At 57.8% G+C, this 25,689-nt stretch carries 26 protein-coding genes and 1 pseudogene; 12 read left to right on the top strand and 15 right to left on the bottom strand.

Going from position 1 to position 25,689, the window contains the following annotated elements; genetic code table 11:
- The 3 genes and pseudogenes from C1Y42_RS12700 to C1Y42_RS12690 form a co-directional block, all read left to right on the top strand.
- Nucleotides 1-108 (top strand): annotated as a pseudogene (locus C1Y42_RS12700) (IS110 family transposase); the annotation flags it as partial.
- Nucleotides 109-252: 144 nt separating this feature from the next.
- Nucleotides 253-663, top strand: a complete 411-nt coding sequence (locus C1Y42_RS12695; protein WP_104093621.1) for a hypothetical protein — start codon at nt 253-255, stop codon at nt 661-663.
- A gap of 121 nt (nt 664-784) precedes the next feature.
- Entirely contained in the window at nt 785-1,423 is a 639-nt protein-coding gene (locus tag C1Y42_RS12690; protein ID WP_199188984.1) for an SMI1/KNR4 family protein, read from the top strand.
- Between the two features lie 378 nt (nt 1,424-1,801).
- Here the strand turns inward: C1Y42_RS12690 and C1Y42_RS12685 are convergent, their stop codons facing one another.
- Nucleotides 1,802-2,494: a hypothetical protein gene (locus tag C1Y42_RS12685; protein WP_104093620.1), complete on the bottom strand. Its 693-nt coding sequence runs from the start codon at nt 2,492-2,494 to the stop codon at nt 1,802-1,804.
- 388 nt (nt 2,495-2,882) lie between these two features.
- Between C1Y42_RS12685 and C1Y42_RS12680 the strand changes: the two genes are divergently transcribed.
- A complete protein-coding gene (locus tag C1Y42_RS12680; protein ID WP_104093619.1) occupies nt 2,883-3,587 on the top strand; it encodes an MgtC/SapB family protein in 705 nt (234 codons plus the stop codon).
- Between the two features lie 24 nt (nt 3,588-3,611).
- Here the strand turns inward: C1Y42_RS12680 and C1Y42_RS12675 are convergent, their stop codons facing one another.
- From C1Y42_RS12675 to C1Y42_RS12655, 5 genes are all read right to left on the bottom strand, one after another.
- On the bottom strand, nt 3,612-4,622 hold the full coding sequence (locus C1Y42_RS12675) for a substrate-binding domain-containing protein (protein ID WP_058775021.1): 1,011 nt from the start codon (nt 4,620-4,622) through the stop codon (nt 3,612-3,614).
- A gap of 29 nt (nt 4,623-4,651) precedes the next feature.
- Complete coding sequence (locus C1Y42_RS12670; protein WP_104093618.1) at nt 4,652-6,061, bottom strand: sucrose-6-phosphate hydrolase; 1,410 nt, start codon at nt 6,059-6,061, stop codon at nt 4,652-4,654.
- A complete protein-coding gene (locus tag C1Y42_RS12665) occupies nt 6,061-7,431 on the bottom strand; it encodes a sucrose-specific PTS transporter subunit IIBC (protein ID WP_104093617.1) in 1,371 nt (456 codons plus the stop codon). The genes C1Y42_RS12670 and C1Y42_RS12665 overlap by 1 nt, the downstream gene beginning before the upstream one ends.
- Before the next feature lie 64 nt (nt 7,432-7,495).
- Nucleotides 7,496-9,052, bottom strand: coding sequence for a carbohydrate porin (locus tag C1Y42_RS12660; protein ID WP_370445693.1), 1,557 nt, complete (start codon nt 9,050-9,052; stop codon nt 7,496-7,498).
- A 129-nt stretch (nt 9,053-9,181) separates the two neighbouring features.
- Complete coding sequence (locus C1Y42_RS12655) at nt 9,182-10,108, bottom strand: aminoimidazole riboside kinase (RefSeq protein ID WP_104093615.1); 927 nt, start codon at nt 10,106-10,108, stop codon at nt 9,182-9,184.
- 236 nt (nt 10,109-10,344) lie between these two features.
- Between C1Y42_RS12655 and paoA the strand changes: the two genes are divergently transcribed.
- From paoA to C1Y42_RS12630, 5 genes are all read left to right on the top strand, one after another.
- Entirely contained in the window at nt 10,345-10,965 is a 621-nt protein-coding gene (gene paoA / locus C1Y42_RS12650; RefSeq protein ID WP_104093614.1) for an aldehyde dehydrogenase iron-sulfur subunit PaoA, read from the top strand.
- Nucleotides 10,962-11,918: a xanthine dehydrogenase family protein subunit M gene (locus tag C1Y42_RS12645; protein WP_104093613.1), complete on the top strand. Its 957-nt coding sequence runs from the start codon at nt 10,962-10,964 to the stop codon at nt 11,916-11,918. Before paoA ends, C1Y42_RS12645 begins: the two co-directional genes overlap by 4 nt.
- Entirely contained in the window at nt 11,915-14,104 is a 2,190-nt protein-coding gene (gene paoC, locus C1Y42_RS12640; protein ID WP_104093612.1) for an aldehyde oxidoreductase molybdenum-binding subunit PaoC, read from the top strand. Before C1Y42_RS12645 ends, paoC begins: the two co-directional genes overlap by 4 nt.
- A 131-nt stretch (nt 14,105-14,235) precedes the next feature.
- The gene (locus C1Y42_RS12635; RefSeq protein ID WP_104093611.1) at nt 14,236-14,487 is read left to right on the top strand and encodes a type II toxin-antitoxin system Phd/YefM family antitoxin; all 252 of its coding nucleotides are present in this window, start codon (nt 14,236-14,238) and stop codon (nt 14,485-14,487) included.
- Nucleotides 14,484-14,771: a type II toxin-antitoxin system RelE/ParE family toxin gene (locus C1Y42_RS12630; protein WP_058770149.1), complete on the top strand. Its 288-nt coding sequence runs from the start codon at nt 14,484-14,486 to the stop codon at nt 14,769-14,771. The genes C1Y42_RS12635 and C1Y42_RS12630 overlap by 4 nt, the downstream gene beginning before the upstream one ends.
- Before the next feature lie 50 nt (nt 14,772-14,821).
- Here C1Y42_RS12630 and C1Y42_RS12625 read toward each other — a convergent pair whose 3' ends face one another.
- The 8 genes from C1Y42_RS12625 to C1Y42_RS12595 are packed head-to-tail and all read right to left on the bottom strand — an operon-like array spanning nt 14,822 to nt 21,311.
- Nucleotides 14,822-16,156: a M20 family metallopeptidase gene (locus C1Y42_RS12625; RefSeq protein WP_104093610.1), complete on the bottom strand. Its 1,335-nt coding sequence runs from the start codon at nt 16,154-16,156 to the stop codon at nt 14,822-14,824.
- Nucleotides 16,157-16,159: 3 nt separating this feature from the next.
- The gene (locus tag C1Y42_RS12620) at nt 16,160-17,104 is read right to left on the bottom strand and encodes an ABC transporter permease (protein ID WP_104093609.1); all 945 of its coding nucleotides are present in this window, start codon (nt 17,102-17,104) and stop codon (nt 16,160-16,162) included.
- Nucleotides 17,101-17,355: a hypothetical protein gene (locus C1Y42_RS23890; protein ID WP_233210715.1), complete on the bottom strand. Its 255-nt coding sequence runs from the start codon at nt 17,353-17,355 to the stop codon at nt 17,101-17,103. Before C1Y42_RS23890 ends, C1Y42_RS12620 begins: the two co-directional genes overlap by 4 nt.
- A gap of 45 nt (nt 17,356-17,400) precedes the next feature.
- Nucleotides 17,401-18,042, bottom strand: coding sequence for an ABC transporter permease (locus C1Y42_RS12615; protein ID WP_233210714.1), 642 nt, complete (start codon nt 18,040-18,042; stop codon nt 17,401-17,403).
- An 11-nt stretch (nt 18,043-18,053) separates the two neighbouring features.
- The gene (locus C1Y42_RS12610) at nt 18,054-19,025 is read right to left on the bottom strand and encodes an autoinducer 2 ABC transporter substrate-binding protein (RefSeq protein WP_058758760.1); all 972 of its coding nucleotides are present in this window, start codon (nt 19,023-19,025) and stop codon (nt 18,054-18,056) included.
- A 24-nt stretch (nt 19,026-19,049) separates the two neighbouring features.
- A complete protein-coding gene (locus tag C1Y42_RS12605; protein ID WP_104093608.1) occupies nt 19,050-19,817 on the bottom strand; it encodes an ATP-binding cassette domain-containing protein in 768 nt (255 codons plus the stop codon).
- Nucleotides 19,810-20,466 (bottom strand): TenA family protein, encoded by a 657-nt coding sequence (locus C1Y42_RS12600; RefSeq protein ID WP_104093607.1) that lies wholly within the window; start codon nt 20,464-20,466, stop codon nt 19,810-19,812. The genes C1Y42_RS12605 and C1Y42_RS12600 overlap by 8 nt, the downstream gene beginning before the upstream one ends.
- The gene (locus C1Y42_RS12595) at nt 20,466-21,311 is read right to left on the bottom strand and encodes a BtpA/SgcQ family protein (RefSeq protein ID WP_104093606.1); all 846 of its coding nucleotides are present in this window, start codon (nt 21,309-21,311) and stop codon (nt 20,466-20,468) included. Before C1Y42_RS12595 ends, C1Y42_RS12600 begins: the two co-directional genes overlap by 1 nt.
- Nucleotides 21,312-21,338: 27 nt before the next feature.
- On the opposite strand from C1Y42_RS12595, the gene C1Y42_RS12590 reads away from it, so the two are divergent.
- The gene (locus tag C1Y42_RS12590; RefSeq protein WP_104093605.1) at nt 21,339-22,202 is read left to right on the top strand and encodes a PfkB family carbohydrate kinase; all 864 of its coding nucleotides are present in this window, start codon (nt 21,339-21,341) and stop codon (nt 22,200-22,202) included.
- Nucleotides 22,203-22,237: 35 nt separating this feature from the next.
- On the opposite strand, the gene C1Y42_RS12585 is transcribed toward C1Y42_RS12590, so the two are convergent.
- Nucleotides 22,238-23,188, bottom strand: coding sequence for a substrate-binding domain-containing protein (locus C1Y42_RS12585; RefSeq protein ID WP_104093604.1), 951 nt, complete (start codon nt 23,186-23,188; stop codon nt 22,238-22,240).
- 340 nt (nt 23,189-23,528) lie between these two features.
- Here C1Y42_RS12585 and C1Y42_RS12580 point away from each other — a divergent pair, with 340 nt between their 5' ends.
- Nucleotides 23,529-24,566: a LacI family DNA-binding transcriptional regulator gene (locus C1Y42_RS12580; protein ID WP_031280100.1), complete on the top strand. Its 1,038-nt coding sequence runs from the start codon at nt 23,529-23,531 to the stop codon at nt 24,564-24,566.
- A 360-nt stretch (nt 24,567-24,926) separates the two neighbouring features.
- Nucleotides 24,927-25,673, top strand: coding sequence for an ATP-binding cassette domain-containing protein (locus tag C1Y42_RS12575; protein ID WP_021509459.1), 747 nt, complete (start codon nt 24,927-24,929; stop codon nt 25,671-25,673).
- Nucleotides 25,674-25,689: the final 16 nt, after the last annotated feature.

Below are 25,689 nucleotides of genomic sequence, written 5' to 3'. Positions count from 1 at the left end.
ACGGGAAAAGTCGTGGTGTGCGCGGCGATGAAGAAGCTGCTGCAGCTGGCTTATGGCGTGCTGAAATCGGGTCGTCCGTTCGATGCCGAAATATGTCTTGCCAGGTAACCGGCAAGACGGTATCTACGGAAAACGGCGCAGTTTTGTCCTTTCTTACGCACCAGTGAAGCATTGGTTTTACTGGTTACACCACTACTTCTCATGATGAAAAAATAGATCTGAAGGTGACTCTACTAAGGAAAAAATACCATTATGATTTCAAATGATCATGTTCTTAATGCATCATCCTTCATGTTGCTATTTTTGTTGTTGCTGTTGGGAGTCTGTTTTTTTATCTTTGTTTATAAAAATCTTGGCGGCGCTAAGGTAGGTAAGGATTCTTTTCTTTATTTCAATTATATGTTTTTTAAACGTGATGCTTTATCAAACAGTGCATTGATTTTTCTTGTTCTTGGGTATGTGGCGGCGGCGATAGCTGAATATCGAAGAGGGTTTGATGATTTATCTTTAATATCTAATTTGTCTGGAGGAATGTCATTTCTTCTTTTCGCACTCTATGGGAAGTATTTTTACCAGGGGTTAATTGAAGATAAAAAGCCATTTTTCTTTATCAGGGTTTTCCTGACAAAATTAGACCTATCTTTTGGTGCGATTTTTCTTTAGCTATCAAGACTTGCGTATATGACATGGTTAATAATATTCATTAGCCATTAAATAACGATTAAGAATATAACCGCAACTGCCACCTTATACAGTAATAATAAAGATCCATAAAAGGAGTAACATGAAAGACCCAATCTCAAAGCTATTGTCAATTTGCAGCAATGAGTTAGCAAAGCCTTTCGATGATATTTCTGGCACTCTTAAGCTCGAACTTTCATCAAAGTTTCCTGATTATGTTGCTCTGTTGAGAATGCGCAATGGGTTTTATGGTTTTGAATCAGCGCTACATGTCTTCCCAGGAACACACGAACACGATGATTTTAATATCTTTTCCTGGAATGAAGAAAAATTATGGCGCGAAAGCTATGGTGGTATGACAGATGGTCATTTCTTTTTTGCAGAAGATGCATTTGGTGGACAATTTTCTTTAAAGGGGGATGGAATATACTCATTTGATCCCGAGACCGGTGAAAGCCAAAAAATGTGTGAAAATTTATCTCAGTGGTGCGATGCTATTCTAAATGATTATGACTTTCTAACAGGTCATTCGTTGATGCATCAATGGCAGATCACGCACGGAAAAATTAAGCAGAATCAGCGGTTAGTGCCTGTCATTCCTTTTGTTTTGGGTGGTGAGTTTTCAGTTAAGAGTTTGCGTGCTCAGCAATCTGTAACAGCAATGCGAGCAAGGGGAAGTATTGCAGTTCAGATTAAAGATATGCCAGATGGTGGAACTATAAAACTGAATGTTGATGACTGAGAAACGCTTAGATGCTTCTGAATGAATTCTGTGTAGTGGAAAGATGAATTTCCCTAAGCGATGCTATTTTTTATTCAATGCCGTAAGCGATAGGTGCAAACATTGTTGAACAGATGACAGCAACGCACATCGTCAGTAAAAATATAACACCGTGGTGACAAACGGACCGGTAGGATAAGTTTTCACTGTCGCCGTGATGAAATGAGTTGTGGGCCTGGTAAGAGGCGTGAAGGGCGAACTGAAGGATTACGATACGTGACTAGATATCTTATTTAACATAATCATGATTATGCGCACTTTAGCCCGAAAGGTAAATCAGTAGCACCCATACACAGCTCCATTAGTTTGAGGCTGCCAGTTATGGCGCACTCACCATATTTAAATCCTCGCCGGCAATAAAGGAAAACACTTCGTCCAGTTGTAGTTAGTCTTCGCCAGCATCAGTTCTCCCGCCACCTCAGCAAAATTGATATCCTGACGTTCATAAAAGAATTGACGCAAAACTGCGGGTAAAAACTCAGCGCTGTAGCGCAGTAACGTGCTGTGCCAGAATGGTGCCGGCAACGGGCTGTTGCTATGCCGCATCAGCAATTCATTTTTCCAGTCTGAATCCAGAACCTTTTCACAGAATGACTGGCGCATGGCAATCGCAGGCGTGTCAGGTATGCCCGCAAGCAATAACTGGCCGGGCAACGCCACTAAACGCAGACCCCGGATAACGATTTTTTTCGCAGCAAATTCCTGCCAGATTGTGGTCAGTTGCGCCACTTTCGCTGGTAAACGCTCATTGATGTTGTAAAGCGGCAAGGTCAGAGGCAAAAAAGTAAAATGAAGACCTTGCGCTGGCAAGGTATCGGCAAGCGGATCAGCCAGTGTGAGTCGTTGCAATTCATCAATCAGACGTAACACCGGTAAGGAAACTGACGGCTTTATCCCTGCGGCAAGCGCCAGTTTTACCGGATCGTAATAGTTCTCTTCACGGATGTTCCCGATGCCTGCATTTTTCGCCCACAGCGCAATGGTGTTCTCGTTTGCAGAACGGTACCGGGTTTGCAGACTGATTGGTTGCATGTCAGACCTTAGGGTATTTGGATAAGCGCAGATAATTAATTATGAAACGTTTTTTAGCAGATACTCCAGCCTGATTGTGGTGAAAACGCGTGATTATCTCATGCCTATTCAACCCCGCTTAAACGATGCGCGATTTGTCTTCGCTCTGACGGAGCAAAGCGTCTACAATGCCGGCGAAATTTTTACTGATGAGGATACACAATTGGACACCTGTCCCACACGATTACAATCGGTGCCGATGCTGAGATAGCCTCATCGCTGTCTTAGCCCTGCGTTAAGACGGTGGATTTCCCTCCCCCCTTTTTCCTGCGTTCTGTCTGGCCCCGCTGTAATCCATTCTTATAACCCTGAATATCCATTGCCCGGCGGTGATGGAGTGAGGTCTGACATGGACTGGAAAATCTTTTTATTGCGCGTCACGGTCGCGCTGATTCTGGGCGCGCTGATTGGCAGCGAGCGCCAGCTGCGCCAGCGCCTGACCGGGCTGCGCACCAATGCGCTGGTCAGCACCGGTGCCTGTTTGTTTGTGCTGATGACACAAAGCGTGCCGGGAATTGCCGCAGATGCCTCGCGCGTCGCGGCCTATGTGGTTTCCGGCATTGGCTTCCTCGGCGGTGGCGTCATTATGCGCGATGGCCTGAATGTGCGCGGTCTTAACACCGCTGCCACGCTGTGGTGTACCGCGGCGATTGGCGTGTTATGCAGCATGGGCTTGTTGCTGGAGGCAGGCATCGGTTGCGTGGTTATTCTGTGCGCCAACATCCTGCTGCGCGAGCTGGCACAGGGCATCAATCGGCAAAGCATCATTATTGCGGAGGACGCCAGCCAGTATTACAAAGTGCAGATCATCTGTCTGGCGGCCGATGAGGTGCAGGTGCGCAGCCTGATGCTACACAGCCTTGGCGGCAGCGGTCTGCGGCTGCAATCCCTGCACAGTGAGGATCTGGAACCCTCACACCGCATGGCGGTAAATGCGGAAGTGCTGGGTAAACCCAGCCTGACCGATCAGCTGGAAAATCTGGTCAGCCGCATCAGCCTGGAAAAAGGCGTCAGCTCGGTCAGATGGCAGGTGTGTGAGCCGGAGACCGATTAAGTCGTTGAACGCGCTGCGGCTGCGCTACCTGCCAAAGCGCAGCCGCAGCGTTGCCGGCAGCACGGTATGCTGGCTGATGGGTTCATCGCCGTTAATCATGGTAGTGAGCAGCGTAAAACACTCCTGCGCCAGGCGCGGCACATCCTGCTCGACGGTATCGATCGGCAGTGTCAGTGAGTCATACAGATAGTGATCGTCAAAGCTGGCCACGCGGATGTCGCTGTGCAGCAGATGATGCTGGCTCATGTAGCGCAACACCCCTTCCAGCAGACCGCAGGCGGCGGTGAAAATCGCTTTGGGCGGACGCCCCAGCCGGGCGCACAGTGCGGCAAACATTTCATAACCGCTGCTCGGGTGATAGTTGCCATGAATGATCCACTCCGGTCGTGGCGTCACACCTGCCCGTTCGAGACCCTGCATGAAACCGGCCAGACGATCTTTGGTGGGTGACAGACGCGGCTGACCGCCGAGGAAATAAATTTCATCCGGATTGGCACGCGCCAGCCGTTCCACCAGCTCGGCAGTCGGCGTGACCGAATCGGTCATCACCAGCGGCAGTTGCGTATCATTAACGTAGCGGTCAAACAGCACAATCGGCAGTTGATCGCTCAGTTTGACGTAGTCACTGTCGCTTAACATGCTGGACGCCACGATCAGCCCATCCACCTGACGCGCCACCAGATTATCCACCACCACCCGCTCCTGCCCGGCGTTCTCGTCAGTGCAGGAGATCAGCAGCTGTAAGCCCGCCTCGCGACACAGATTTTCCAGCGCGTGCGAGAACACGGCAAAACCATGGTTGGTGATCTCCGGCACCACTAAACCCAGCGTATGGCTGCGATTATCGCGCAGCGAGCGTGCGTGAATACTGGCCTGGTAGTGATGTTCGCGCGCCAGCGTTAATACCCGTTCACGCGTCTCTTTCGCCACGCGCAACTCTTTGCCACGGCCATTCAGCACCAGGCTGGCGGTGGCTTTGGACACCCCCGCCAGCGCGGCGATATCCGCTATGGTAACGCGTTTGGTTTTTCTCACGTCAGTGCATCGGTTAAGGAAACAATGACTTATTCTACCATGCACGGCCGTAACGACCAGTAGCGCGCCGTCACTTCTGCGTGTCCGGTCAGGGTTAATTGCGCCGGATTCGCCGGGAAGTAGCGGCTGCTCATCACCCCTTCTCCTTCATTAATGAAAATCTCGACGCTGGAGTGATCGCACAGTAACTGGAGCTGACTCACCGCGCCGCGCCAGTAACGGAACTGCCACTCGCCGTTTGCCAGACTGCGCCGCGCGAGCCGCAGCCCGTCGGCACGCCATTCCAGCCGTAGCCGGTCGGCGAAATTCAGGGTGATGTCGCCCTGCCCGCTCAGCAGTAACTCCAGCCGCTGCGCATCAATGACCGGCGCATCGGCGGCTGGCCCCTGATAGTGTTGTTCAGTGCTGCGCAGCGCCTGCAGTTCAGTGACAGGACGCTGGAACAGCCGGCCATCACGCGTGCCCAGTTCGCGCACGCAGGTCATCTGATGGATCCAGCCATTGGCCACCGTGGGCTGCAGCATCTCCTCGCCATCCGGCACGCCCATCCAGCCCACCAGCAGCCGGCGTCCGTCGGCGGTTAGCGTGGTTTGCGGTGCGTAAAATTCGAAACCGGCGTCAAGCTCATGCAATTCGCCATGGCTAAAGCGGGCGTTAGCGTAATCAAGATCGCCGGACAGCCACGCGCTGGGATGCGCATTGAGAAAACGGTGCTGTTCCCGGGCAAGCCCCTGCGGGCAGCAAATCAGGAACGTGCTATCGCCGAGGGTAAACATGTCCGGGCATTCCCACATGTAACTGGCTGCCGTCAGCCCGTTCAGGCCGCTGCCGGCAATCTCGCCCAGATTGTGCCACTCACGCAGGTCCGCCGAGCGCAGCAGCAACACTTTGCCCTGCTTTTGTTGATCCTGCGCACCCAGCACCATGAACCAGTGCTCGCCATGCCGCCACACTTTCGGGTCGCGCACGTGTCCGGTATAGCCGTCGGGCAGCGCGATCACCGGCCCGAGTTTGTCAAAGCCGCCCTGCGCATTCTGCACCGCCAGACACTGCCAGGCGGTACGCGCGCCATCGGCAAACTTCACGTTGCCGGTATAGATCAACGTCAGTGCGCCATTATCATCAACGGCGCTGCCCGAATAGCAGCCGCTGCGGTCATACTCTTCATCCGGCATTAACGCTATGGGTTCATGCTGCCAGTGCAGCAGATCGGCGGAACTCCAGTGGCCCCAGCATTTATGCTGATGCTGACAGCCCAGCGCATTCCACTGATAGAACAGATGGTAACGCCCGGCGAAGTGAATAAAGCCGTTCGGATCGTTAAGTAATCCGGTGACGGGTGCCAGATGCCAGCCCGGATAATGCGCATCGTTCAGCGCGCGCGGCTGACCGCGCATCACCGCCTGTAAAATATCGGGTAACAATGTAGAAGCCGCCATTATTCCGCATCCGTTTTGTATTTGAGCAGATAAGAGATCACAAATGCGCTGCTGAAGGCAATCACCATGCCAATGGCATAATTAAGCAATGAGCTGGCCTGCACAATCGCCATGCCCGGCAGCCCGGTCAGACCGACAGCTGTCATGTACACATGCACCGACACTACCCAGGCCCCGCCCAGCGCGCCGCCAATCAGGCCGGCGATAAAGGGTTTCATAAAGCGCAGGTTGATACCGAAAATCGCCGCCTCGGTAATACCCAGCAGCGCTGAAAAGCCGGACGGCAGCGAAATGGCTTTGATTTTCACATCTTTGGTTTTAAACCACACCGCCAGACAGGCACCGCCCTGCGCCACGTTAGCCATCGCCCAAATCGGCAGCAGGAAGTTGACGCCAATCGCCGGATTGCCCAACAGCCCGGCTTCAATCGCATGGAAGCTGTGGTGCACGCCGGTGATCACGATAACTGAGTAAAGCCCGCCAAACACCAGTCCGGCCAGCCAGCCGGCATGGGCAATCAACGTGCTGAGGACGAATGAAATACCGTCGCCCAGCATCCGCCCTGCCGGACCAATCACCAGCAGCGCAACGAAGCCGGCGATAATCACCGTCAGGAACGGCGTCAGGATCAGATCCAGCGCGTCCGGAATCACCCGGCGCAGCTGCTTCTCCAGCACGCTCATAAACCACACCGCCAGCAGCACAGGAAACACCGTGCCCTGATAGCCGATCATCGCCACTTCGATACCGAAAAAGTTCATGGTATGGAAGCCGGCCGCCACGCCCCAGGCGTTGGTGAGCGCCGGATGCGTCAGGATGCCGCCGAGCGTGGCGCCGAGGAACGGGTTACCGCCAAACTCACGCGCCGCGGTGAAGCCAATCAGGATTGGCAGGATAATAAAGGCCGCCGAGCTGCACATATCCAGCATGATATACAGCGCGTTGTCGGGGTTAACCCAGCCGTAGGTTTTAACCATGCCGAGCAGTCCCATCAGCAGGCCAGAGGCCACAATCGCCGGGATGATCGGTACAAAAATGTTCGACAGCAGACGCGCAATGCGCTGGAACGGATTGAGCTTGCGCGCAGCGATATCCGCCGCTTCCGACTTGCTGGTTTCACTGATGCCAGCTTCGCGGATAAACGCGGCATACACTTTATTCACCACGCCAGTGCCAAAAATCACCTGCAGCTGTCCGGCATTGCGAAAACAGCCCTTCACCCCGTCAAGTTTGCCAATCGCAGCGGTGTCGGCTTTGGCGTCATCCACCAGCACCAGGCGCAAACGTGTGGCACAGTGCGCCGCACTGGCGATATTTTCCCGGCCTCCCAGCAGCGGCAGCAGCGACCGGGAAAGAGTAACAAAATCCATAGTAACCTCTGTTTTTGGTTGTTATGCCATCATGCGCTAAGCGGCCCGCACGCGGGCCGTTTCATCAGAACCAGGTTTCCATTTGCACGCCAAAGTTCCACTCGCCACCGGATTTAAAGCCGGTGCTGCCAAAGGCGTCATCGCTGGCGTAGTTATCCAGACGATGATCCCAGTCCATCCAGCTGGCGAACAGGCGGATTTCCGGACGCTTGAGGAATTCGCCCACATCGCTGGCTTTGAGCGTGGGGGCGACGGTGAGCTTGTAGAAGTTGCCGCTGACGGCCTGACGATTGTTATAGCCTTCAGGCCGCAGATCCATGTACTGATATGAGCCTTCATACTGCATCTCAAAGTTCTGGGTAAATTCCTGAATCAGGCGCAGGTTCACGGTGGCCCACTCATAGCTGTCGCCTTTGACATAGCGGTCTTTGCTGCTCTGCGCCAGCAGCGCCGGCGCGATGTTCCAGCCCGCGCCCAGCGGCGTCATCCCGTAGCTGGCGAGCCGCCAGGTATTCGCCTGCGGCAACAGCGCGCCGTCGGAACCAATGCTCTTCACTTCTGCGCCGAGGCCATGACCGTACAGCAGCGCGGTTTTCGCTGAACCTTCACCCAGGCCGTAGAAGCTGTCGTTGTGCAATCCGACCAGGGCGTGCACACCGTCACTGGCGGCATCACTTTTCACGCGGTTGCCGTCAATATCGGTGCGCTGATCGTTATCTTTCGCGCGCATGCCGCTCACCATCAGCTGCAGCGGCCCGACGAAGTTATTCAGCGACAGGATGTAGTTTTGCGCGGTGTTGTCGTTATTTTCGATGTCCCCGAAGGTGCGGCCATAAATCGACAGGTTGCTGCGGGCGTCATCGCCCCACTTCATGTCGTAAATACCGGCCCCGGTTCCGGCGAGGAACACCACATCGGAATCGATCCAGTGGATGTCGAAGTTATCGCGGTCGAAACGCTTACCGGCCCACACCGTGGTGTCTTTGAACGCGCCGGTGAAGGTCGGGAGCTGCCCCAGCTCGACAAACGCCTGACGCAGGTTGAGATCGCTGCTGGCGGCAGTCCAGTCGTTGTAGGTACGCTGTCCGTCGGCCAGCATCGCCTTGAAGCGCGTGGTGGCACCGTTGGTCAGCGTTTGTTTATGTTCGAGGTTAAGTTCAACGTAGGTATCCGGCTCATTGCCGAGCCGCCCGACGTGACCGCCGGTCTCACCGGCTGGCGTGACGGTGGGCCCGCCCTGAGTTTTGGCGGCGGAACTGTTCATCAACAGGCCGGAACGCGCGTAGCCATGAAACTCAAAGCCCTCTGACTCGCTGCTGGCGGCAGGCGCAACAGGCTGAGCGGCCTGCGGTTCGGTCTGTGCCACGGCAACCGGCGTCGGGTTCTGCTGCTGCACCGCAGCCAGCTTTTGCACCTGCTGTTCCGCCGCCTGCGCGCGCTGCTCCGCCACGCTGGCACGCTGTTCAGCCGCGGCCAGTCGTTTTTCCATCGCCGCCAGGCGCGCTTCAATACTGCTCATGTCGTCTGCCGCCCAGGCTGAGCCTGAGCCTAACACGGTACTAAGGGTTATCGCGATTATGCTTTTTTTCACTGTTTTGCATCCCTGAGGCAAGGCTATCATCAGATGTATTTTTTGCTAAACCGATTTAGGCACCGCATCATAGCGGTGCCATTTTTTAAAGCGCAATGGATTTTGCTAAACCGATTTAGTGGATGTGAGATACATCGCAAAACAGGGAAAACGGCGGGGTCAGATACTGTGCTGCTGTAGCTGTTGATGGTTGGGTAACGCGGTCATCGCGCCTTTGGCGGTGGTAGCCAGCGCCCCGCACACCTGCGCCGTACGCAGGCAGGCCGCCAGCTGCGCTTCATCCACTGGCAGACCCCGCTGCGCCAGTTCCCACAGCAGTCCCGCCACGAAGGCATCGCCGGCACCGGTGGTATCCACGCTGATCACCGCACGCGCGGGATAGTGAGTTTGCCGGCCATCAAAATAAGCACGCACGCCAGCGCTGCCCTGCGTGACTAACAACAATTTTACGGAGAAGCGCTGCGCCAGTTGCGCGATGCCGCTGTCAATGTCGGCGGTGTCCGTCATAAAGGCCAGTTCTTCCACGGAGAGCTTCACCACATCCGCCCGTTGCAGGGCCGCACTGAGGCATTGCAGCAGCTCCGCCGCATCGGACCACAAATCAAGACGGATATTCGGATCGAAGCTGACAAAACCGCCCGCCTCACGCACGCGCTGCATGGCGGTTAACGCCGCCGTGCGCGACGGCTCGGCGAGTAACGCAATCGAACAGCAGTGCAGCCACTCGCCACACTGAAACCGCGGCAAATCGTCTGGCGTGAGAAACAAGTCGGCGCTGGGGCGCACCATGAAAGTGAAGGTACGCTCGCCCTGCTCATCCAGGGCCACGACCACCGTGGAGGTGCGCTGCTGCACATCTTTGCGCATATGGGAAACATCCACCTTTTCCTGCGCCAGGGTCTGACACAAAAACTGGCCAAAAGGATCGTCGCCCACCCGTCCGATAAATCCGCTGTTACCCGCCAGCCGGGCGATACCCACTGCCACGTTGGCGGGCGCGCCACCGGGACACTGCAACAAACGGCCCTCGTCATCAGGCAGCAAATCCACTACGGCATCACCCAGACACCAGATTCGTTTCATCATGATTCAGTCTCACTTAATCGCTAAAACGGTTTAGCAAAGCATGCATATTAATCATGAATGTGGGTATTTGTCACCGTGAACAGACCGACAGGCTTCAGACTTGTCCGTTGCTGGGATCGGTTTCGCCCTGCCGCATGGTCGTCTGCGTATTGACGTCTATGCTTAAAGTTTTCCAAAACCTTATAAAAATCGGTGTCATTGAAATTTCATTTCGCCACTTGTCCGGAGGCAAAGGCATGAGCAACCCACGCGATGAGAAGACGCAGCGGTATTCACCGCAGCAGGAAGAGACAGAGCGAGCCCGGCTGACAGCCGGTGCCGGTTCCGCCGCGCCGGCCCCTGTCACGGTGCCAGTCACGCTGCAGGTGAACGGCGAGCCCCAGCAGCTTAACGTGGACACCCGTACCACGCTGCTGGACGCGCTGCGCGAACATTTACACCTGACCGGCACCAAAAAAGGCTGCGATCACGGTCAGTGCGGTGCCTGTACCGTGCTGGTCAATGGCCGGCGCATCAACGCCTGCCTTACTCTCGCGGTGATGCAGCAGGATGCAGAAGTGACCACCATTGAAGGCGTCGGCACGCCCGAAGATTTGCATCCGCTGCAGTCCGCGTTTATCCGCCACGACGGCTATCAGTGCGGCTACTGCACGCCGGGGCAAATCTGCTCCTCGCTGGCGGTGCTGCAGGAAATTGCGGCGGGCATTCCCAGCCATGTCACGGGCGATCTGACCGCCGCGCCAGCGCTGAGCGATGAAGAGATTCGTGAGCGCATGAGCGGCAACATCTGCCGCTGCGGCGCCTATGCCAACATTCTTGCCGCCATTGAAGAGTACGCCGGAGGCCAGAAAGCATGAGAGCCTTTACCTTTGAACGGGCTGCGACGCCTGTACAGGCCGCCAGCAGCGCGATGCAGCATCCGGGCGCACGCTTTATCGCCGGCGGTACCAATTTGCTCGATTTGATGAAGCTGGAAATTGAAACCCCGTCGCATCTGATTGATGTTAACGGACTGGCGCTGGACAGCATTGAACCCACCGCCGGGGGCGGCTTACGTATTGGTGCGCTGGTGCGCAACACCGATCTGGCGGCAGACGCGCGCATCCGGCGCGACTATGCCGTGCTGACGCGCGCGCTGGTGGCGGGTGCTTCAGGCCAGCTGCGCAATCAGGCCACCACCGCTGGCAACTTGCTGCAGCGCACGCGCTGTCCCTATTTTTACGATGTTAATCAACCCTGTAACAAGCGTCAGCCGGGGACGGGCTGTGCCGCACGCGAAGGATTCAGCCGCCAGCATGCGGTAGTGGGTGTCAGCGAAGCCTGTATTGCCACCCATCCCAGCGATATGGCGGTGGCGATGCGACTGCTGGATGCGGTGATTGAAACCGTCAGCCCTGATGGCAGCCAGCGCGCTATTCCCATCGCTGAATTCTACTGCGCACCGGGCGACACGCCGCACATCGAAACCGTGCTGCAGCCGGGTGAGCTGATCGTCGCGGTTACCCTGCCTGCACCGCTGGGTGGCACGCACATTTACCGTAAGGTGCGCGATCGCGCTTCTTACGCCTTTGCGCTGGTCTCAGTAGCAGCGGTTATCCTGCCTGAGGGTGGCGGCCGGGTGGCCGTCGGCGGCGTGGCCCATCAGCCGTGGCGCAGCGCGGCGGCGGATGCTGAACTTCCTCACGGGGCGCAGGCGGTCTGCGACGTGCTGTTTGCTGATGCACGTCCCACTGAAGCCAACCGATACAAATTGTTGCTGGCGCAGCGCACGCTCGCCTCAGCGATCGCGGAAGCGAGGAGCAACACATGAAATTTGACACACCTGCAACCGCCAATCCTATCGACCAGCAGCGCGTCGTCGGCCAGCCACTGGCACGCATCGACGGCCCGTTGAAAACCACCGGCTCGGCGCATTACGCCTATGAATGGCACGCTGAAGCACCGGATGCGGCCTACGGTTATGTGGTCGGCGCGCCAGTTGCCAAAGGCAATATTCTCTCGATTGACACCCACGCCGCAGCACAGGCACCGGGCGTGCTCGGCATCGTCACCGGAGCAACTGCAGGCAAGCTCAACAAGGCAGAGCGCAACACCGCGACGCTGCTGGCGAATAATCAAATCGAACACTATCACCAGGCCGTGGCGCTGGTGGTGGCGGAGACCTTCGAGCAGGCACGTGCGGCCGCGCAACTGGTTAAGGTTAACTGCCAGGCTGAAACGGGGGCTTACGATCTCGCAGCGGCCCAGTCAGAGGTGACAACGTCACCCGAAGGTGAACCGGATAAAACGCTGGGCGACGTCGATGCTGCCCTGCACAGCGCAGCCTTTACGTTGGACGCCACCTACACCACGCCCGATCAAAGCCATATGGCAATGGAACCGCACGCTTCCATGGCGCTGTGGCAGGATGATCACCTGACGGTCTGGACCTCGAATCAGATGATTAACTGGTGCCACACCGACCTGGCGCACACGCTCGACATGCCGATGGAAAAGGTGCGCGTGCTCTCTCCTTACGTCGGCGGTGGCTTTGGCAGCAAACTGTTTCTACGAAGCGATGCGCTGCTGGCGGCTCTGGGTGCGCGCGCCGTGGGACGCGCGGTGAAAGTGATGGTGCCGCGCCCGATGATCCCTAACAACACTACGCACCGGCCAGCAACGCGGCAGCGCATCCGATTAGCTACCGATGCGCATGGCCATCTCACCGCCATTGCCCATGAAAGCTGGTCCGGTAACCTGCCGGGCGGAACGCCGGAAACTGCGGTGCAGCAGACTGAATTACTCTACGCCGCTGCCAATCGGCTTACCGGGCTGCGCCTCGCCGAACTCGATCTGCCTGAGGGCAACGCGATGCGTGCGCCGGGTGAAGCACCCGGTCTGATGGCGCTGGAGATTGCCATGGATGAAATGGCCGCCATCGCCGGTATCGACCCGGTTGAGTTTCGCATCATCAATGATACACAGGTCGATCCGCTGCATCCGGAGCGCTTCTTTTCACGCCGCCAGCTGGTGCAATGCCTGCGCACCGGCGCCAGCAAATTTGGCTGGGCTGAGCGCTGTACCGAACCCGGGCAGCGGCGCGAGGGGCGCTGGCTGGTGGGCATGGGCGTGGCAGCCGGTTTCCGTAATAACCTGCTGGCGCCCTCTGCCGCGCGCGTGCAGTTGGATGCGCAAGGCACAATCACCGTCGAAACCGACATGACCGATATCGGCACCGGCAGCTATACCATCATCGCCCAGACGGCAGCCGAGATGATGGGCGTGCCGATTGAGCAGGTCAGCGTGCGGCTCGGCGATTCGGCGTTTCCTGTCTCGGCGGGTTCGGGTGGCCAGTGGGGAGCCAATACTTCCACGGCCGGGGTTTATGCGGCCTGCGTCCGGCTACGCGAGAAGGTTGCCGCACAGTTGGGTCTGGATGCGGAAAGTGCAGAGTTTGCCGATGGGCACATTCACGCCAACGGGCAGCGCCTGCCGCTCACTGCGGCGGGTCCGCTGATGGCGGAAGAGACCATGGAATTCGGCGATCTTGACAAAACCTTCCAGCAATCCACCTTTGCCGGCCATTTTGTCGAAGTGGCGGTCGATAGCGCCACCGGTGAAGTGCGCGTGCGGCGCATGCTGGCGGTGTGTGCTGCGGGGCGCATCCTCAACCCCAAAACCGCGCGCAGTCAGGTGATCGGCGCGATGACCATGGGCCTCGGCGCCGCGCTGATGGAGGAGCTGGCGGTGGACACCCGGCTCGGCTACTTCGTCAATCACGACATGGCAGGCTATGAAGTGCCGGTACACGCCGATGTGCCTGAGCAGGAGGTGATTTTCCTCGATGACACCGATCCGGTCTCTTCGCCGATGAAAGCCAAAGGCGTCGGTGAACTGGGGCTGTGTGGCGTCGGTGCTGCGCTGGTTAATGCGGTCTACAATGCAACCGGCGTCCGGGTGAGAGACTATCCGGTGACGCTGGATAAGTTACTCGCCGCGCTGCCTGACCAGCCGTAATGCAGGCCCCCTCCGCCAATGCATGCGGGCTGGCGGAGGGGGGAAAAATGTGAATGGCTAAGCCGTCAGGACTGGTTAACAGGTCATCAAGCTGATAATATTGAGACCTGTTAACCAGTCTGGAGAGACGTATGCCAAACATCATTCTCAGCGATATGAGCGCCAGCGTCAGTGAATTAAAAAAGAATCCTATGGCGACCGTCAATGCGGGAGAAGGCTTGCCGGTGGCGATTCTCAATCGTAATCAGCCCGCCTTTTATTGTGTTCCCGCACAACTTTACGAGCAAATGCTGGAAGCGCTGGACGATCAGGAACTGGTTAAAAAGGTAACTGAACGCCAACAGCAGCCGCTGATTGACGTGGATTTGGACAGCTTTCTGTGACATGGACAGTTAAGTTCAGGGAAGAAGCCCTGAAGGAGTGGCATAAGCTGGATAAAGCCATTCAGCAGCAGTTTGCCAAAAAGCTCAAAAAATGTTGTGAAAATCCTCATATCCCCTCAGCCAAATTGCGTGGCATTAAAGACTGCTACAAAATTAAACTCAGGGCTTCCGGGTTTCGCCTGGTTTATCAGGTGATTGATGACCAGTTGATCATCGCCGTGGTCGCGGTGGGTAAACGCGAGCGCAGTGACGTTTATCACCTTGCCAGTGACAGAATGCGCTAACGCATGACGCCGGCCCTCTGCGGCCAGCGTCACTGCGGTGGTTAATGCTCTCAGCGCCCCGCTTCCTTCGCCAGCCCGCACCAGTGCACCAGCGTCAGCGCAATGGCTTTGGTGCAAGCCACCAGATCGGCAATCGGCACATGTTCGTTAGGCTGATGCGACAGCGCCGGATCGCCGGGACCAAAGTTGACCGTCGGCGTCTGGCCCAGCGTGCTGGGCAGGCCAATGTCGCTGTGGGCACCAAAGCCGGCCAGCTGCGGATTCAGTGCCGCGGCGCTGACACCCTGCTGAAAAGCGCTGACAAACGGATGATCGGCCGGGATCTCGGCGCAGTCGGCATCCAGTATCCACTCCACGCGCGCCGGATGCTTTGCCAGATAGGGATCCAGCGCGCACACCTTCGCCACGTGCGCCTCAATCTCCTGTTTTACCTTACCGCCCAGCCCCATCTCATCCTTTTCTGCCGGCAGATACTGCACGTCGATGACGATCTCGGCGCGGCCGGCAATCGACGCCGGATGCTCGCCCACTTTTAGCTGCGTCACGATAATCTGGTTGGGCAGATCCATGAGTGGATGGTTTTTGTCGGGCTGCGTCTGCCAGCGGCGGTTCAGCACATCGAGCCCGTCCAGCATCTGGCGACACAACATTACGGCATCAACCGGACCGCTGCTGTCCCAGCTGTTCGGCGTTAATTCCGCATGGCCGCCGATGCCATCCAGAATGATGCGCGCCCACAAAATGCCGTGGCAAATCGGCGCGATGCGATTGGCCGTTGGCTCCGTCATGATACCGGCATCGGCTTTGAAGCCGCGATCCACCATTGCCAGCGAGCCCATGCCGCCGATCTCTTCATCCACTACCGTGGTGAACACCACGTCGCCGGCCAGCTGCACGTTGAGATCCTGCAGCAGCTCCACCGCCATCAGCATGCAGGCCACGCCGCCTTTCATATCGACCGCGCCGCGACCATACACCGCCTCGTTGCGGATCTCCGGCACAAAGGGATCGCTGTGCCAGTGCTCCGCCGAACCCGGTGGTACCACGTCAATATGGCCGGTAAGCATCAGTGACTTGCCGCTACCGGATCCGCTCAGGGTGCCGCCCAGATTGGGACGGCCTTCGAAGGTGCGGCCTTTATTGGCGCCCGGGCGGCCCTGATACTTCTGGTACAGCGCCGGGCCATCCGGATCCCACAAATCGGTGTCCATGCCCAGCGCCATCAGCCGCTGCTGTAGATAGCGCTGGCAGTCGCGCTCGCCTGGCCCGGCCTCGCGCGGATCGACCTTTACCACCGAGGGAAACGCCAGCAGGTCGCATAATGTCTGCGCGATACGCTGCGCGCTGGCATCGACGTGTGCGCTAATTTTTTCAGTCAGACTCATGTGTTATCTCCGATAGATAAAAAGTCGTTGTGCCATTAACACCATGATTAACAGCATGCCCACCACGCCCAGTTGCCACACGCTGTTCAGCCCCAGCTGCAACATGCAGGTTTTGAGGGTGACCAGCATCAGCGCGGCGGCGAGAACGCCGATGACGCTGCCGCGCCCGCCAAAGATCGCCACGCCACCCAGCAGCGCGGCAGTCAGCGACTCAAGCTCAAGATTGACGCCGATTTCCGGGCGGGCGCTACCGAGCCAGCACAGGGAAATAAAGCCGGCGCAGCCCGCCAGCGCGCCGCTCAGGCAGTAAACCAGCAGCCGCAGCCGATCGACCGGAATGCCCACCAGCCGCGTGGCGTGCTCGTTGAAGCCGCAGGCGTAGATCCATTTGCCCCACGCGCTGTTGCTGAGGATCAGCCACGCCAGCAGAAACGCCGGGATGACACAGGTAAAGAAAGGCAACGGAACGGACAGCATGGCCGCCCGGCCCCACTGCGTCAGCAGCGGCGGCACGCCAGCCAGCGCCGTACCGCCGGTTAATGCCAGCGCCAGGCCGGAGAACAGATAAAAACTGCCCAGCGTAACGATCAGCGGCCAGAGGCGTAAGCGCGCCACCAGTAGGCCGTTCAGCGCGCCAGCCAGGCTACCGCTCAGCAGGCAAATCAGTGGCAGCCAGCCGGGCGCAATGCCCTGATCGAGTGCCAGCATGCCGATGACCGCCGAGAGCGAAACGTTACCGCCAACCGACAAATCAATGCCGCCGCCGCCAGTCATCACCACCAGCGACTGCCCAAGCGCTACCAGCGACAGCAGCGTGGCAAACTGCAGGATGGAGGTCAGTGACCATGCCGCCAGCATCTGCGGCAGCACAATCGCGATGGCACCCAGCAGCAACAGCCACAGCGCCAGCAGCAGCGTCAGATTGGGGGCTTTGCGCCACAGTTTCATGCCAGCCTCCTTAGCGATAACAGCCGCCCACTGGCTGCTTCACTGCTCAGCACCAGCAATAGCACCGCCCCGGTGACCACGGTTTGCCACAGCGAGGGCACGCCAATCAGCAGCAGGCCATTTTGCAGAATGCGCAACAGCAGCACGCCGAGCAGCGTGCCGAGCAGACTGCAGGAGCCGCCGGTAATGCGCGTGCCGCCCAGCACCACCGCGGCAATCGCCTCCAGTGCCAGCGTGCCGCCGACGGTCATCTCCACGTTACGATAGGTGGCGATGTAGCAGGTGGCGGCCAGGCTTCACAGCACGCCGCTGAGGGCAAAGGTCGCGACACGCACCTGGGTTACCGGAATGCCCGCCAGCCGCGCTTTTTCTTCGGAGTTGCCGGCGGCCAGCAGCCATAACCCGTACGGCGTATGGCGCAGCGCCAGCCACACCAGCGCCCAGGCCGCGACAATCAGCCAGGCCATCAGCGGCAGCCCCAGCAAAGGCCGCATCAGCGCATGCGTCAGATCGCCCGGCAGACCGGAAAGCCACTGCCCGCCCAGCAGCACAAACAGCGCCGTGCGCCAGACGCCGAACAGCCCCAGCGTGCCGACAATTGCCGGAATGCGGCCAATCACCACCACCAGCGCGGTGATCAGCCCTGCCAGCAGGCCAATAAGCGGTCCGGCCAGCGCCGCCAGCAGCGGGGATTGCAGCATCAGCAGTTGTCCGACGCCCCACGCGGCCACGCCCATCACCACGCCCACCGACACATCGACGCCGCCCATGGCGATCACCAGCGTCATACCCAGCGCGATCAACAGCAGTTCGCTGCTGTTGCGCAGAATGGTCAGCAGGTTGTCAGCGGTGGCAAACCACGGCGAAAACCACGTAAAGCAGGCGCCAGCCAGCACGGCGATCGCCAGCAGGACGATTTCCCGCGAAGTCATATGCATCACAGGCCTCGTCAGAATTTGAACTGGTCGACGTTATCTTTGGTGAACACCGCCGGCTTGCCGAGCAGCAGCACACCGGTTTTGCTGTCAAAGGTCACCGGTTGGGCAAAGCCGGGAACGTGATTTTCGGCGGCAAACGCTTTCCCGTCGATCAGCTGTTTGCCCGCCCACACCGTCAGATAGCCAAGCTTTTCCGGGTCCCACAGCACGGTGTAGCCAAACGCCCCGCTTTTCAGGTAGGCGCGCGCGGTGTTCGGGCTGCAGAAACCGCTGCCAATCACCTTGCCGTTTTTGCCGGCGGTTTCGATGGCCTGCGCCACGCCCGGACAGGTTGTAGAGGCCATGGCAATCACCCCTTTCAGATCGGGGTTAGCGGACATCAAATCGGTGGTGATTTGCGCCGCGCGGCTGGCGGAGCCGCCGGCGTACTGAGGTTTGAGCAGCGTAATGTGCGGATATTTGCTTTTCACCCGCTGCTGCATAAAGCCAATCCAGCTGTTGAGGTTGGACGCGGTGGCTTCGCCGGAGACGATGCCAATTTTGCCGCGCTCGCCGACGCGTTTGACCATCTCATCGATCACCGTATCGCCCAGTCCCTCATCGGTGGCCTGCGCCACATAGACCGGCCGCCCGCTGTCGGGTGCATCGCTGTCGCTGGTGAACAGATGCACATTACTCGCCTGCGCCTGCGCCATCACCGGCGCAATACTGGAGGCATCCAGCACGCTGATGCCAATCGCATTGACCTTCTGCGCAATCAGGTTCTGCACGATCTGCAGCTGATCCATCGGGTTGGTATCTACCGGACCGCTGTAGACAAACTCCACGCCGAGATCGTGCGCGGCGCGCTTGCCGCCCGCCTCCATCGCCTGAAAATAGGGAATACCGATGATTTGCGGCACGAAGGCCACCTTTTGTGCCGCGAAGGCGTAACCCGATACCAGCAACGACAGCGAACAAACAGCAGTAGCAATGCGATGCATGATGATTTCCCCTGGTGTGAGTGCTTAGGTGTTTTCGAAAATGCGCGCATCAGGATGCGCACCGGTAATGAGTGCAACGATTTCGTCTGGCGTGGTGTCCGCGTGACGGCGCTCGGCGATTTTGCGGCCGCGACGAAACACCACCATGCGATCGGCCACGGCAAACACATCGCTGATGTTGTGGCTGATCAGCACCACGGCGCAGCCGCGTTCCGCCAGGCGGCGCGTCAGCTGCAGGACTTTCTGCGTCTCCGCGACCGCCAGCGCGGCGGTGGGTTCATCCATGATCACCAGCTGCGCGTTGAGATTGAGTGCGCGGCAGATCGCCACCGCCTGGCGCTGACCACCGGACAGACTGCCAACCGCCGCTTCGGCATCGGAAATGTGCGCATCGAGTTCGGTCAGCAGTCGATCCACCGTTTCGCGCATCGCGCGGCGGCGCAGAAAAGGGATGCCGAGCACGCGGCGCTTCAGCTCGCGGCCAAGAAACACGTTCTCGGCGATCGACAGATTCTCTGCCAGCGCCAGCTCCTGATAGATGGTGGCAATACCGTGATCGGCGGCCTGGCGCGGCGAGGTGAATTTCACCGCCCTGCCGTCCACCCACAGCTCGCCATCACTGGCGCTGTACGCGCCGGATAACACTTTGGTAAAGGTGGATTTGCCCGCGCCGTTGTCACCCAGCAGCGCCAGCACTTCGCCACGATGGATCGACAGATTGACCTGGCTAAGCGCCGTTAACGCGCCGAAGCGTTTGCCGATGTTGCGCGCTTCGATGAAACAGCTAGTCATGGGCGCTCTCCGGGTAAGCCGCGCTGTGGAAATCGATCTCCCACTGCAGCACGCGGGCGTAAAGCTGCGACAACTGCGCCTGTTGCGCCGCGCTGAGCGTCAGTGCGCACTGGTCCAGCTCGGTTTTCAGCCACTGCGCCTGCTGATGGAACTCGTCTTCGGCATGCATCTCTACCCAGCGGCGTACGTCAGCGTCCTGCTGCGATTGCGCGCTGACGCGCAGGCACCAGTGGTGATACATCCACTCGGCACCGAACATCAGGGTGATGATTTCCGCATAGCTGCCCTGCTGCGCGACTTTCAGCATGCCATCGCGGAATGCGCTGACGCCGGGCAGATCGTCCGGATAATCCGCTGGCTGAATGCCGCGCCGTGCCAGCACCGCCTCAAACCAGGCGATTTGCGTATCCACCAGCGCATTGAGCACGCCAATCAGCCAGCGCTGCTGACGAATGCCGGGTGCCTTGCTAACCGCCAGCGCAAAAATAGCGATGGCGGTGGCGACGAAGTTGCCCTCAAACACCAGATAGCGATTAAACACGCTGTCCGGCAGCCGATCGTGCTCAATGTCGACGACAAAGCGGTGCTGCTGCATCGCCTGCCACAGCGCCTGATGCTGCGTCAGCAGCCGATCGCTGAAGCTTTCCATCACGCCTCCTCCAGTGCAGCCTGCGCCACCGCCATAAAGTGCTTCACGCGCGCCAGTTCCACCGGGTTCCACCACACGCCATCGACTTTCAGCGTGCTGGCGACAATCACCCCCTGCGTGCGGCCAAGGATTTGACAGACGTTGTCCGGCGTCACGCCTGAGCCCACCAGCAGCGGCAAGGCAGTTGCGGCGCGGATTTCGTCGATCTCACTCAGCGTGGCGCTGTCGCCGGTGCGCTGGCCGGTGGCGATCACCGCATCGGCTTCGAAGAAGTCAACGTCACGCGTCAGCTCCTGAATCGAGCGGTCGGCGACAATCGCGTGGCTGCCGTGTTTAACATGGCTATCGGCAAATACGCGGATATGATCGGCCCGCAGCTGATTGCGATAGCGCAGCGCTTTAGCGGCTGCCCCTTCGATAAAACCTTCATTGGCGATATAGGCATTGGCCCACTGGTTAACGCGCACAAAATCTGCCCCGCCGGCTAATGCCGTGGCAATCGCCGGGATTGCCGCATTGGCCAGCACGTTAATACCCAGCGGTGCCGCAAAACGCTCGCGAATTTTATCGGTGATCACCGCCATAAATGCCGCCGTTTCCGGACCAATATCGTCGGGCTTGGCAAAGGGAATATCGCCATGATTCTCAACGATTAAACCGTGCACGCCGCCAGCCAGATAATTATCCGCATCGCGCAGGGCGCAATCGATAATTTCATTCACCGGTTTACCACGATATTTCGGCGAGCCGGGAAAAGCATCACAGTGAATAACACCAATCACCGCTTTAGGGCGTGAAAAAATATCTTGTATCGCGTTACTTTTTTCTGCTGATATAGAAGCCATCTCTTTCACCTTATTAACGAGAAAACTATGCGTGTCTATGTTGCAGGCAATATTGTGGTGGATGAAACCTGGTCCATCGATCAACTCCCTGAAAAAGGCGCCTCAATTCATGGCAAAAAAATTGCGCAGGATATCGGTGGCAAAGGCGCCAATCAGGCAATCATACTTTCGCGTTGCGGCATCGATACGCGCTTAATTAGCGCCACTGGCGATGATATTAACGGCCAGTGGATCCGCGAACGCATCCGGCACGAAACATTAACCTTACTGCCGCCTCAGTTTTTGTCTGCTCACACTGACACCTCAATTATTTTTAATAGCAGCGATGGCGATAATGCCATTATTACTACCACCGCCGCGGCCGACGCGCTGGCAGCCGATATTATCCTGGCTTACTTAGCCGATGCCGCTGCCGGCGATATTCTGCTGCAGCAGGGCAATTTTTCTGCGGATAAAACCCGCCGGTTATTTAGCTGGGCAAAAGCGCACGGCTTAACCACGGTATTTAATCCTTCACCGGTCAATCCGGACTTCGCCGATCTCTGGCCGCTGATTGACATCGCGGTGGTCAATCAACCGGAGGCCGATCTGCTGCAACCCACCGGCGTTAACACGCTGGTGATTACCCAGGGCGCTGCCGGTGCGCTGCTGATACGCGGCAATCAGCGCGTGTTCTGCCCGGCGATGAACGTCGCGGCCGTCGATACCACCGGTGCTGGTGACACCTTCCTCGCCGTGCTGCTGGCGTCTGCCCTGCTGCGCGGCGTCGCGCCCGACCTGCTGGCGCTGCAGCATGCCAGCGCGGCGGCGGCGATCACCGTCAGTCGCACCGGCACGCTGAACGCGTTTCCCGATGCTGATGAATTACAACGTATTCTGGCGCAGCGCTAAGCCTGGGCGCAGACGTTCGCGTCTGCGCCTGGCGGTTACTTAAACAGCGAACGGTAGCTATCGACGTTGGCTTTGGTCACCACCGTGGCCGGAACCAGAATGGTTTTGCTCACGGTTTTGCCGGCCGTCAGGCTATTCAGCGCTTTCAGCGCTTCTTCACCCATTTTCTTCGGATCCTGCTGCAGCACGGCGGTAACGTAGCCACCGTCAATGCCGCTGATGGCTTTCGCCGTCAGATCCCAGCCGAATACCTTAATGTCCTTCTGCCGCCCCTGGTTTTCTACTGCGGCAATGGCACCCAGCAGCGCCGGCTCGCCGGTGGCATAGATCGCGGTGAGATCCGGGTTGCCGGTAATCAGGTTTTCGGCAGCGGTCATGGCGTTGTCCTGAATATTCTGGCCATCGACCACATCGGCGACCGTTATCTGGCTGTTGCTTTTAATCGTCTCTTCAAAACCTTTCTGACGCTGGTTTTGGATGGCCGAATTGAGCGCGCCGACAATTCCCAGTCGCGCTTTGCCGCCCATCTCTTTCGCAACATAATCGACAAAGTATTTACCGAGGATTTTTCCGCCTTCGAGATTATCTACGCCCACCTGCGCCGCCTGCGGACCGGCAGGCAATACGGCATCAATCGCAATCACCGGAATATTCGCCGCTGCGGCTTCTTTTATCGCTGGCATAATACCGTTGACATCGATTGCATCCACCAGAATGCCTTTCACTCCCTGCTGAATATAGTTTTCAATCGCATCGTTTTGCGCCACAGGATTATCGTTGGCGTTATAAATCACCAGCTGTTTACCGCTGGCTTTAGCCGCTTCCTGCGCGCCCTGATTCATCAGGTTAAAAAACAGCGCCTGCTGATTAATCTGGACTAACGCATAAGTGGGTGCGGCTTTCGCCTGAATAAATAACGAACCTGCGGCGAGTAAACCACTCGCAATGAACAGTGAACGCAGTTTTCCGCTGAAAGATGACATCATTGAGTTCCTCGTCGGGAATAATAATAACCAGCGCTTCTCAGCGACGTACCGCTGAGCGTTTTTTTTGGCAGGTAAATATCAGTTCAATGATTCTGAGCACGGCGATAATGCCGTGTTTTGATGCCGCCGGCGTCGTCTTTTTCGGCATCCCATCCACTGGGAGTGCGGGGTGAAAAAAACAATGTCGGGTTGGGAAGTTAATCCCGGTACTGCGGTAAACGCTTTATACAATTCGCCCGACGAATTTTTTTGTCAAGTGTTTATTTCTCCAGCGACGCAATCGGGAAAGCGCTGTATTAGTCGCGCTTAACTGTGTTACAGATAAGCCACCCCGGCAAACATGGCGAAATGGATGAGTACAAAACGCGTGTTGTTATCTGACGTGGCAAAGCTAGCTGGCCTGTCAAAAGCCACGGTGTCACGCTATCTGAATCACAGTATTGTGCTGCCGCAGGACACCGTTGACCGCATTGAAAGCGCGATCCGCACGCTGGACTATCGCGGTAATTCTCTTGCGCGGCGTTTAAGCAAAGGCGGCAGCGAAACTCTGGGCCTGGTGCTGCCGGATATCACTAACCCGTTTTTTGCCGAACTGGCGGATGCCGCCGAAGAAGCGGCGTCGGCACACGGTTACAGTCTGGTGCTGTGCATCACGCGCAACAATCCGGACAAAGAGGCGCAGTTTATCCGCTGGCTGGATACGCGCCAGGTAGATGGCCTGCTGTTCACCACCAACCGGCCGGACAACGGCCTGCTGCGCGACGAGATCCAGCGCCAGCGCCATGTGGTACTGCTGGATGAAGACATTCCCGGCAGTAACGTGCCGAAGGTCTTTGCAGATAACGTGCAGGGTGGCCGCATGGCCACCGAGCAGCTGATCGCCGCCGGGCACACGCAGATTGCGTTTATCGGCGGCCCGGAGCAGCTGATGAGCGTGCGCGAACGCTATCTTGGCTTTTGCACCGCGATGCAGCAGGCCGGTTTAACCGTACCGCCGCAATGGGTGATGTATGGCAACTACGAACGCGAATTTGGTCAGCAGGCGTTGCAGCACCTGTTCCGCTGCACGCCGCGCCCTACCGCCGTGTTCGCCGCCAGTGACTATCTGGTGCTGGGACTGCTCGACGGTCTGCGCGCCATCGGCCTGCAGGCACCGGCGGCGCTGTCGCTGGTCGGCTTCGATGACGCCAACTACAGCGATCTGACGCAGCCGCGTATCTCCACCATCCGCCAGCCAGCGCGCCAGCTGGGCCACACGGCGGTAAGCATTATGCTGCGCCTGCTCAACAACGACAGCAGCATCCCGATGGAGACACGTTTACCGGTGGAATGGATTGGTCGCGATTCGGTGGGATTTGTTAGCGATGTCCCAAAATGAGGCAAAACTGCACAATCATGGCGCAAAAAGTGAGCGATTTTTTCCGTTAGCGGTATAGTGAGTAAACCGGTTTACTTGCTGATTACATAACATACGATGTATTACAACAAGTTAGCCGCGAGTGCAGTGCCTGTTATTCAGGCTGGCATGGATGCTGCAATGTCATATCTGGCGAGTAAATATCATTGTAGCGTTTACCCTGTTGCTGTGAATTAAGGGTTTATCTGGCAGGTAAACCGGTTTACTAGATTGTGAATCGTGTCAGATAGCCTCTTTTTCGCGACCGGCTAAACATTTCCCACAGGCGTTGATGGGAGTGATCCAATGCAGCAATTACAAGCTCTTCCGGCCCGGGTGGAGATGATTAACATCACCAAAACCTACGGCTCAATTCGTTCTCTGCGCGGCGTCAATCTGCAGCTGGCCCCCGGTGAAGTGCTCGGTCTGGTGGGCGACAACGGTGCCGGCAAATCGACGCTGACCAAAGTGCTGTCCGGCGCGGTGATCCCTACCAGCGGTGCGATCCGCATTGATGGCGAACAGCAGCACTTCAGCAATCCGGCGGATTCGCGCCGTTGCCATATCGAAATGGTTTATCAGGATCTGTCGCTGTGCGACACGGTCGACGTGGCCGGTAACCTGTTCATGGGCCGCGAACCGACCAGACGCATCCTCGGCGTGCCGTTTCTCGATCAGGCCACAATGCATGCGCAGGCGCGTGAGATGCTGAAAGGCCTCGGCATCTCAATTCCCGATACCCGTCTGCTGGTGCGTAATCTCTCCGGCGGGCAACGTCAGGCGATTGCTATCGCCCGTGCCGCCGCGTTCGATCCTAAAGTGCTGATTATGGATGAACCCACTGCCGCGCTGGCGGTAGCGGAAGTCGAGGCGGTGCTGGAGCTGATTCGCCGCGTGTCGGCGCGCGGCGTCAGCGTGATCCTCATCACCCACCGGCTGCAGGATCTGTTCCTGGTGTGCGATCGCATCATGGTGATGTACGAGGGCACTAACGTGGCCGATCGCCGCGTGGCGGACACCAGCCTGAGCGATATCGTCAACCTGATCGTGGGTGAGAAATTTACCGCGCAGTCCGCGGCAGCACACTGAGGTAACAGGATGAGCA

The organism is Pantoea sp. ICBG 985 (genome assembly GCF_002928365.1).
Lineage (GTDB): Bacteria > Pseudomonadota > Gammaproteobacteria > Enterobacterales > Enterobacteriaceae > Pantoea > Pantoea dispersa.
This window is presented reverse-complemented; position numbering and strand designations above follow the sequence as displayed.

Bases quoted from the DNA above. Each gene is read 5' to 3' on its own strand.
- C1Y42_RS12695 (WP_104093621.1), top strand. From the start codon at position 253: ATGATTTCAAATGATCATGTTCTTAATGCATCATCCTTCATGTTGCTA.
- C1Y42_RS12690 (WP_199188984.1), top strand. From the start codon at position 785: ATGAAAGACCCAATCTCAAAGCTATTGTCAATTTGCAGCAATGAGTTA.
- C1Y42_RS12685 (WP_104093620.1), bottom strand. From the start codon at position 2,494: ATGCAACCAATCAGTCTGCAAACCCGGTACCGTTCTGCAAACGAGAAC.
- C1Y42_RS12680 (WP_104093619.1), top strand. From the start codon at position 2,883: ATGGACTGGAAAATCTTTTTATTGCGCGTCACGGTCGCGCTGATTCTG.
- C1Y42_RS12670 (WP_104093618.1), bottom strand. From the start codon at position 6,061: ATGGCGGCTTCTACATTGTTACCCGATATTTTACAGGCGGTGATGCGC.
- C1Y42_RS12665 (WP_104093617.1), bottom strand. From the start codon at position 7,431: ATGGATTTTGTTACTCTTTCCCGGTCGCTGCTGCCGCTGCTGGGAGGC.
- C1Y42_RS12660 (WP_370445693.1), bottom strand. From the start codon at position 9,052: ATGATAGCCTTGCCTCAGGGATGCAAAACAGTGAAAAAAAGCATAATC.
- C1Y42_RS12655 (WP_104093615.1), bottom strand. From the start codon at position 10,108: ATGATGAAACGAATCTGGTGTCTGGGTGATGCCGTAGTGGATTTGCTG.
- paoA (WP_104093614.1), top strand. From the start codon at position 10,345: ATGAGCAACCCACGCGATGAGAAGACGCAGCGGTATTCACCGCAGCAG.
- C1Y42_RS12645 (WP_104093613.1), top strand. From the start codon at position 10,962: ATGAGAGCCTTTACCTTTGAACGGGCTGCGACGCCTGTACAGGCCGCC.
- paoC (WP_104093612.1), top strand. From the start codon at position 11,915: ATGAAATTTGACACACCTGCAACCGCCAATCCTATCGACCAGCAGCGC.
- C1Y42_RS12635 (WP_104093611.1), top strand. From the start codon at position 14,236: ATGCCAAACATCATTCTCAGCGATATGAGCGCCAGCGTCAGTGAATTA.
- C1Y42_RS12625 (WP_104093610.1), bottom strand. From the start codon at position 16,156: ATGAGTCTGACTGAAAAAATTAGCGCACACGTCGATGCCAGCGCGCAG.
- C1Y42_RS12620 (WP_104093609.1), bottom strand. From the start codon at position 17,104: ATGAAACTGTGGCGCAAAGCCCCCAATCTGACGCTGCTGCTGGCGCTG.
- C1Y42_RS23890 (WP_233210715.1), bottom strand. From the start codon at position 17,355: ATGACCGTCGGCGGCACGCTGGCACTGGAGGCGATTGCCGCGGTGGTG.
- C1Y42_RS12615 (WP_233210714.1), bottom strand. From the start codon at position 18,042: ATGCATATGACTTCGCGGGAAATCGTCCTGCTGGCGATCGCCGTGCTG.
- C1Y42_RS12610 (WP_058758760.1), bottom strand. From the start codon at position 19,025: ATGCATCGCATTGCTACTGCTGTTTGTTCGCTGTCGTTGCTGGTATCG.
- C1Y42_RS12605 (WP_104093608.1), bottom strand. From the start codon at position 19,817: ATGACTAGCTGTTTCATCGAAGCGCGCAACATCGGCAAACGCTTCGGC.
- C1Y42_RS12600 (WP_104093607.1), bottom strand. From the start codon at position 20,466: ATGGAAAGCTTCAGCGATCGGCTGCTGACGCAGCATCAGGCGCTGTGG.
- C1Y42_RS12595 (WP_104093606.1), bottom strand. From the start codon at position 21,311: ATGGCTTCTATATCAGCAGAAAAAAGTAACGCGATACAAGATATTTTT.
- C1Y42_RS12590 (WP_104093605.1), top strand. From the start codon at position 21,339: ATGCGTGTCTATGTTGCAGGCAATATTGTGGTGGATGAAACCTGGTCC.
- C1Y42_RS12585 (WP_104093604.1), bottom strand. From the start codon at position 23,188: ATGATGTCATCTTTCAGCGGAAAACTGCGTTCACTGTTCATTGCGAGT.
- C1Y42_RS12580 (WP_031280100.1), top strand. From the start codon at position 23,529: ATGGCGAAATGGATGAGTACAAAACGCGTGTTGTTATCTGACGTGGCA.
- C1Y42_RS12575 (WP_021509459.1), top strand. From the start codon at position 24,927: ATGATTAACATCACCAAAACCTACGGCTCAATTCGTTCTCTGCGCGGC.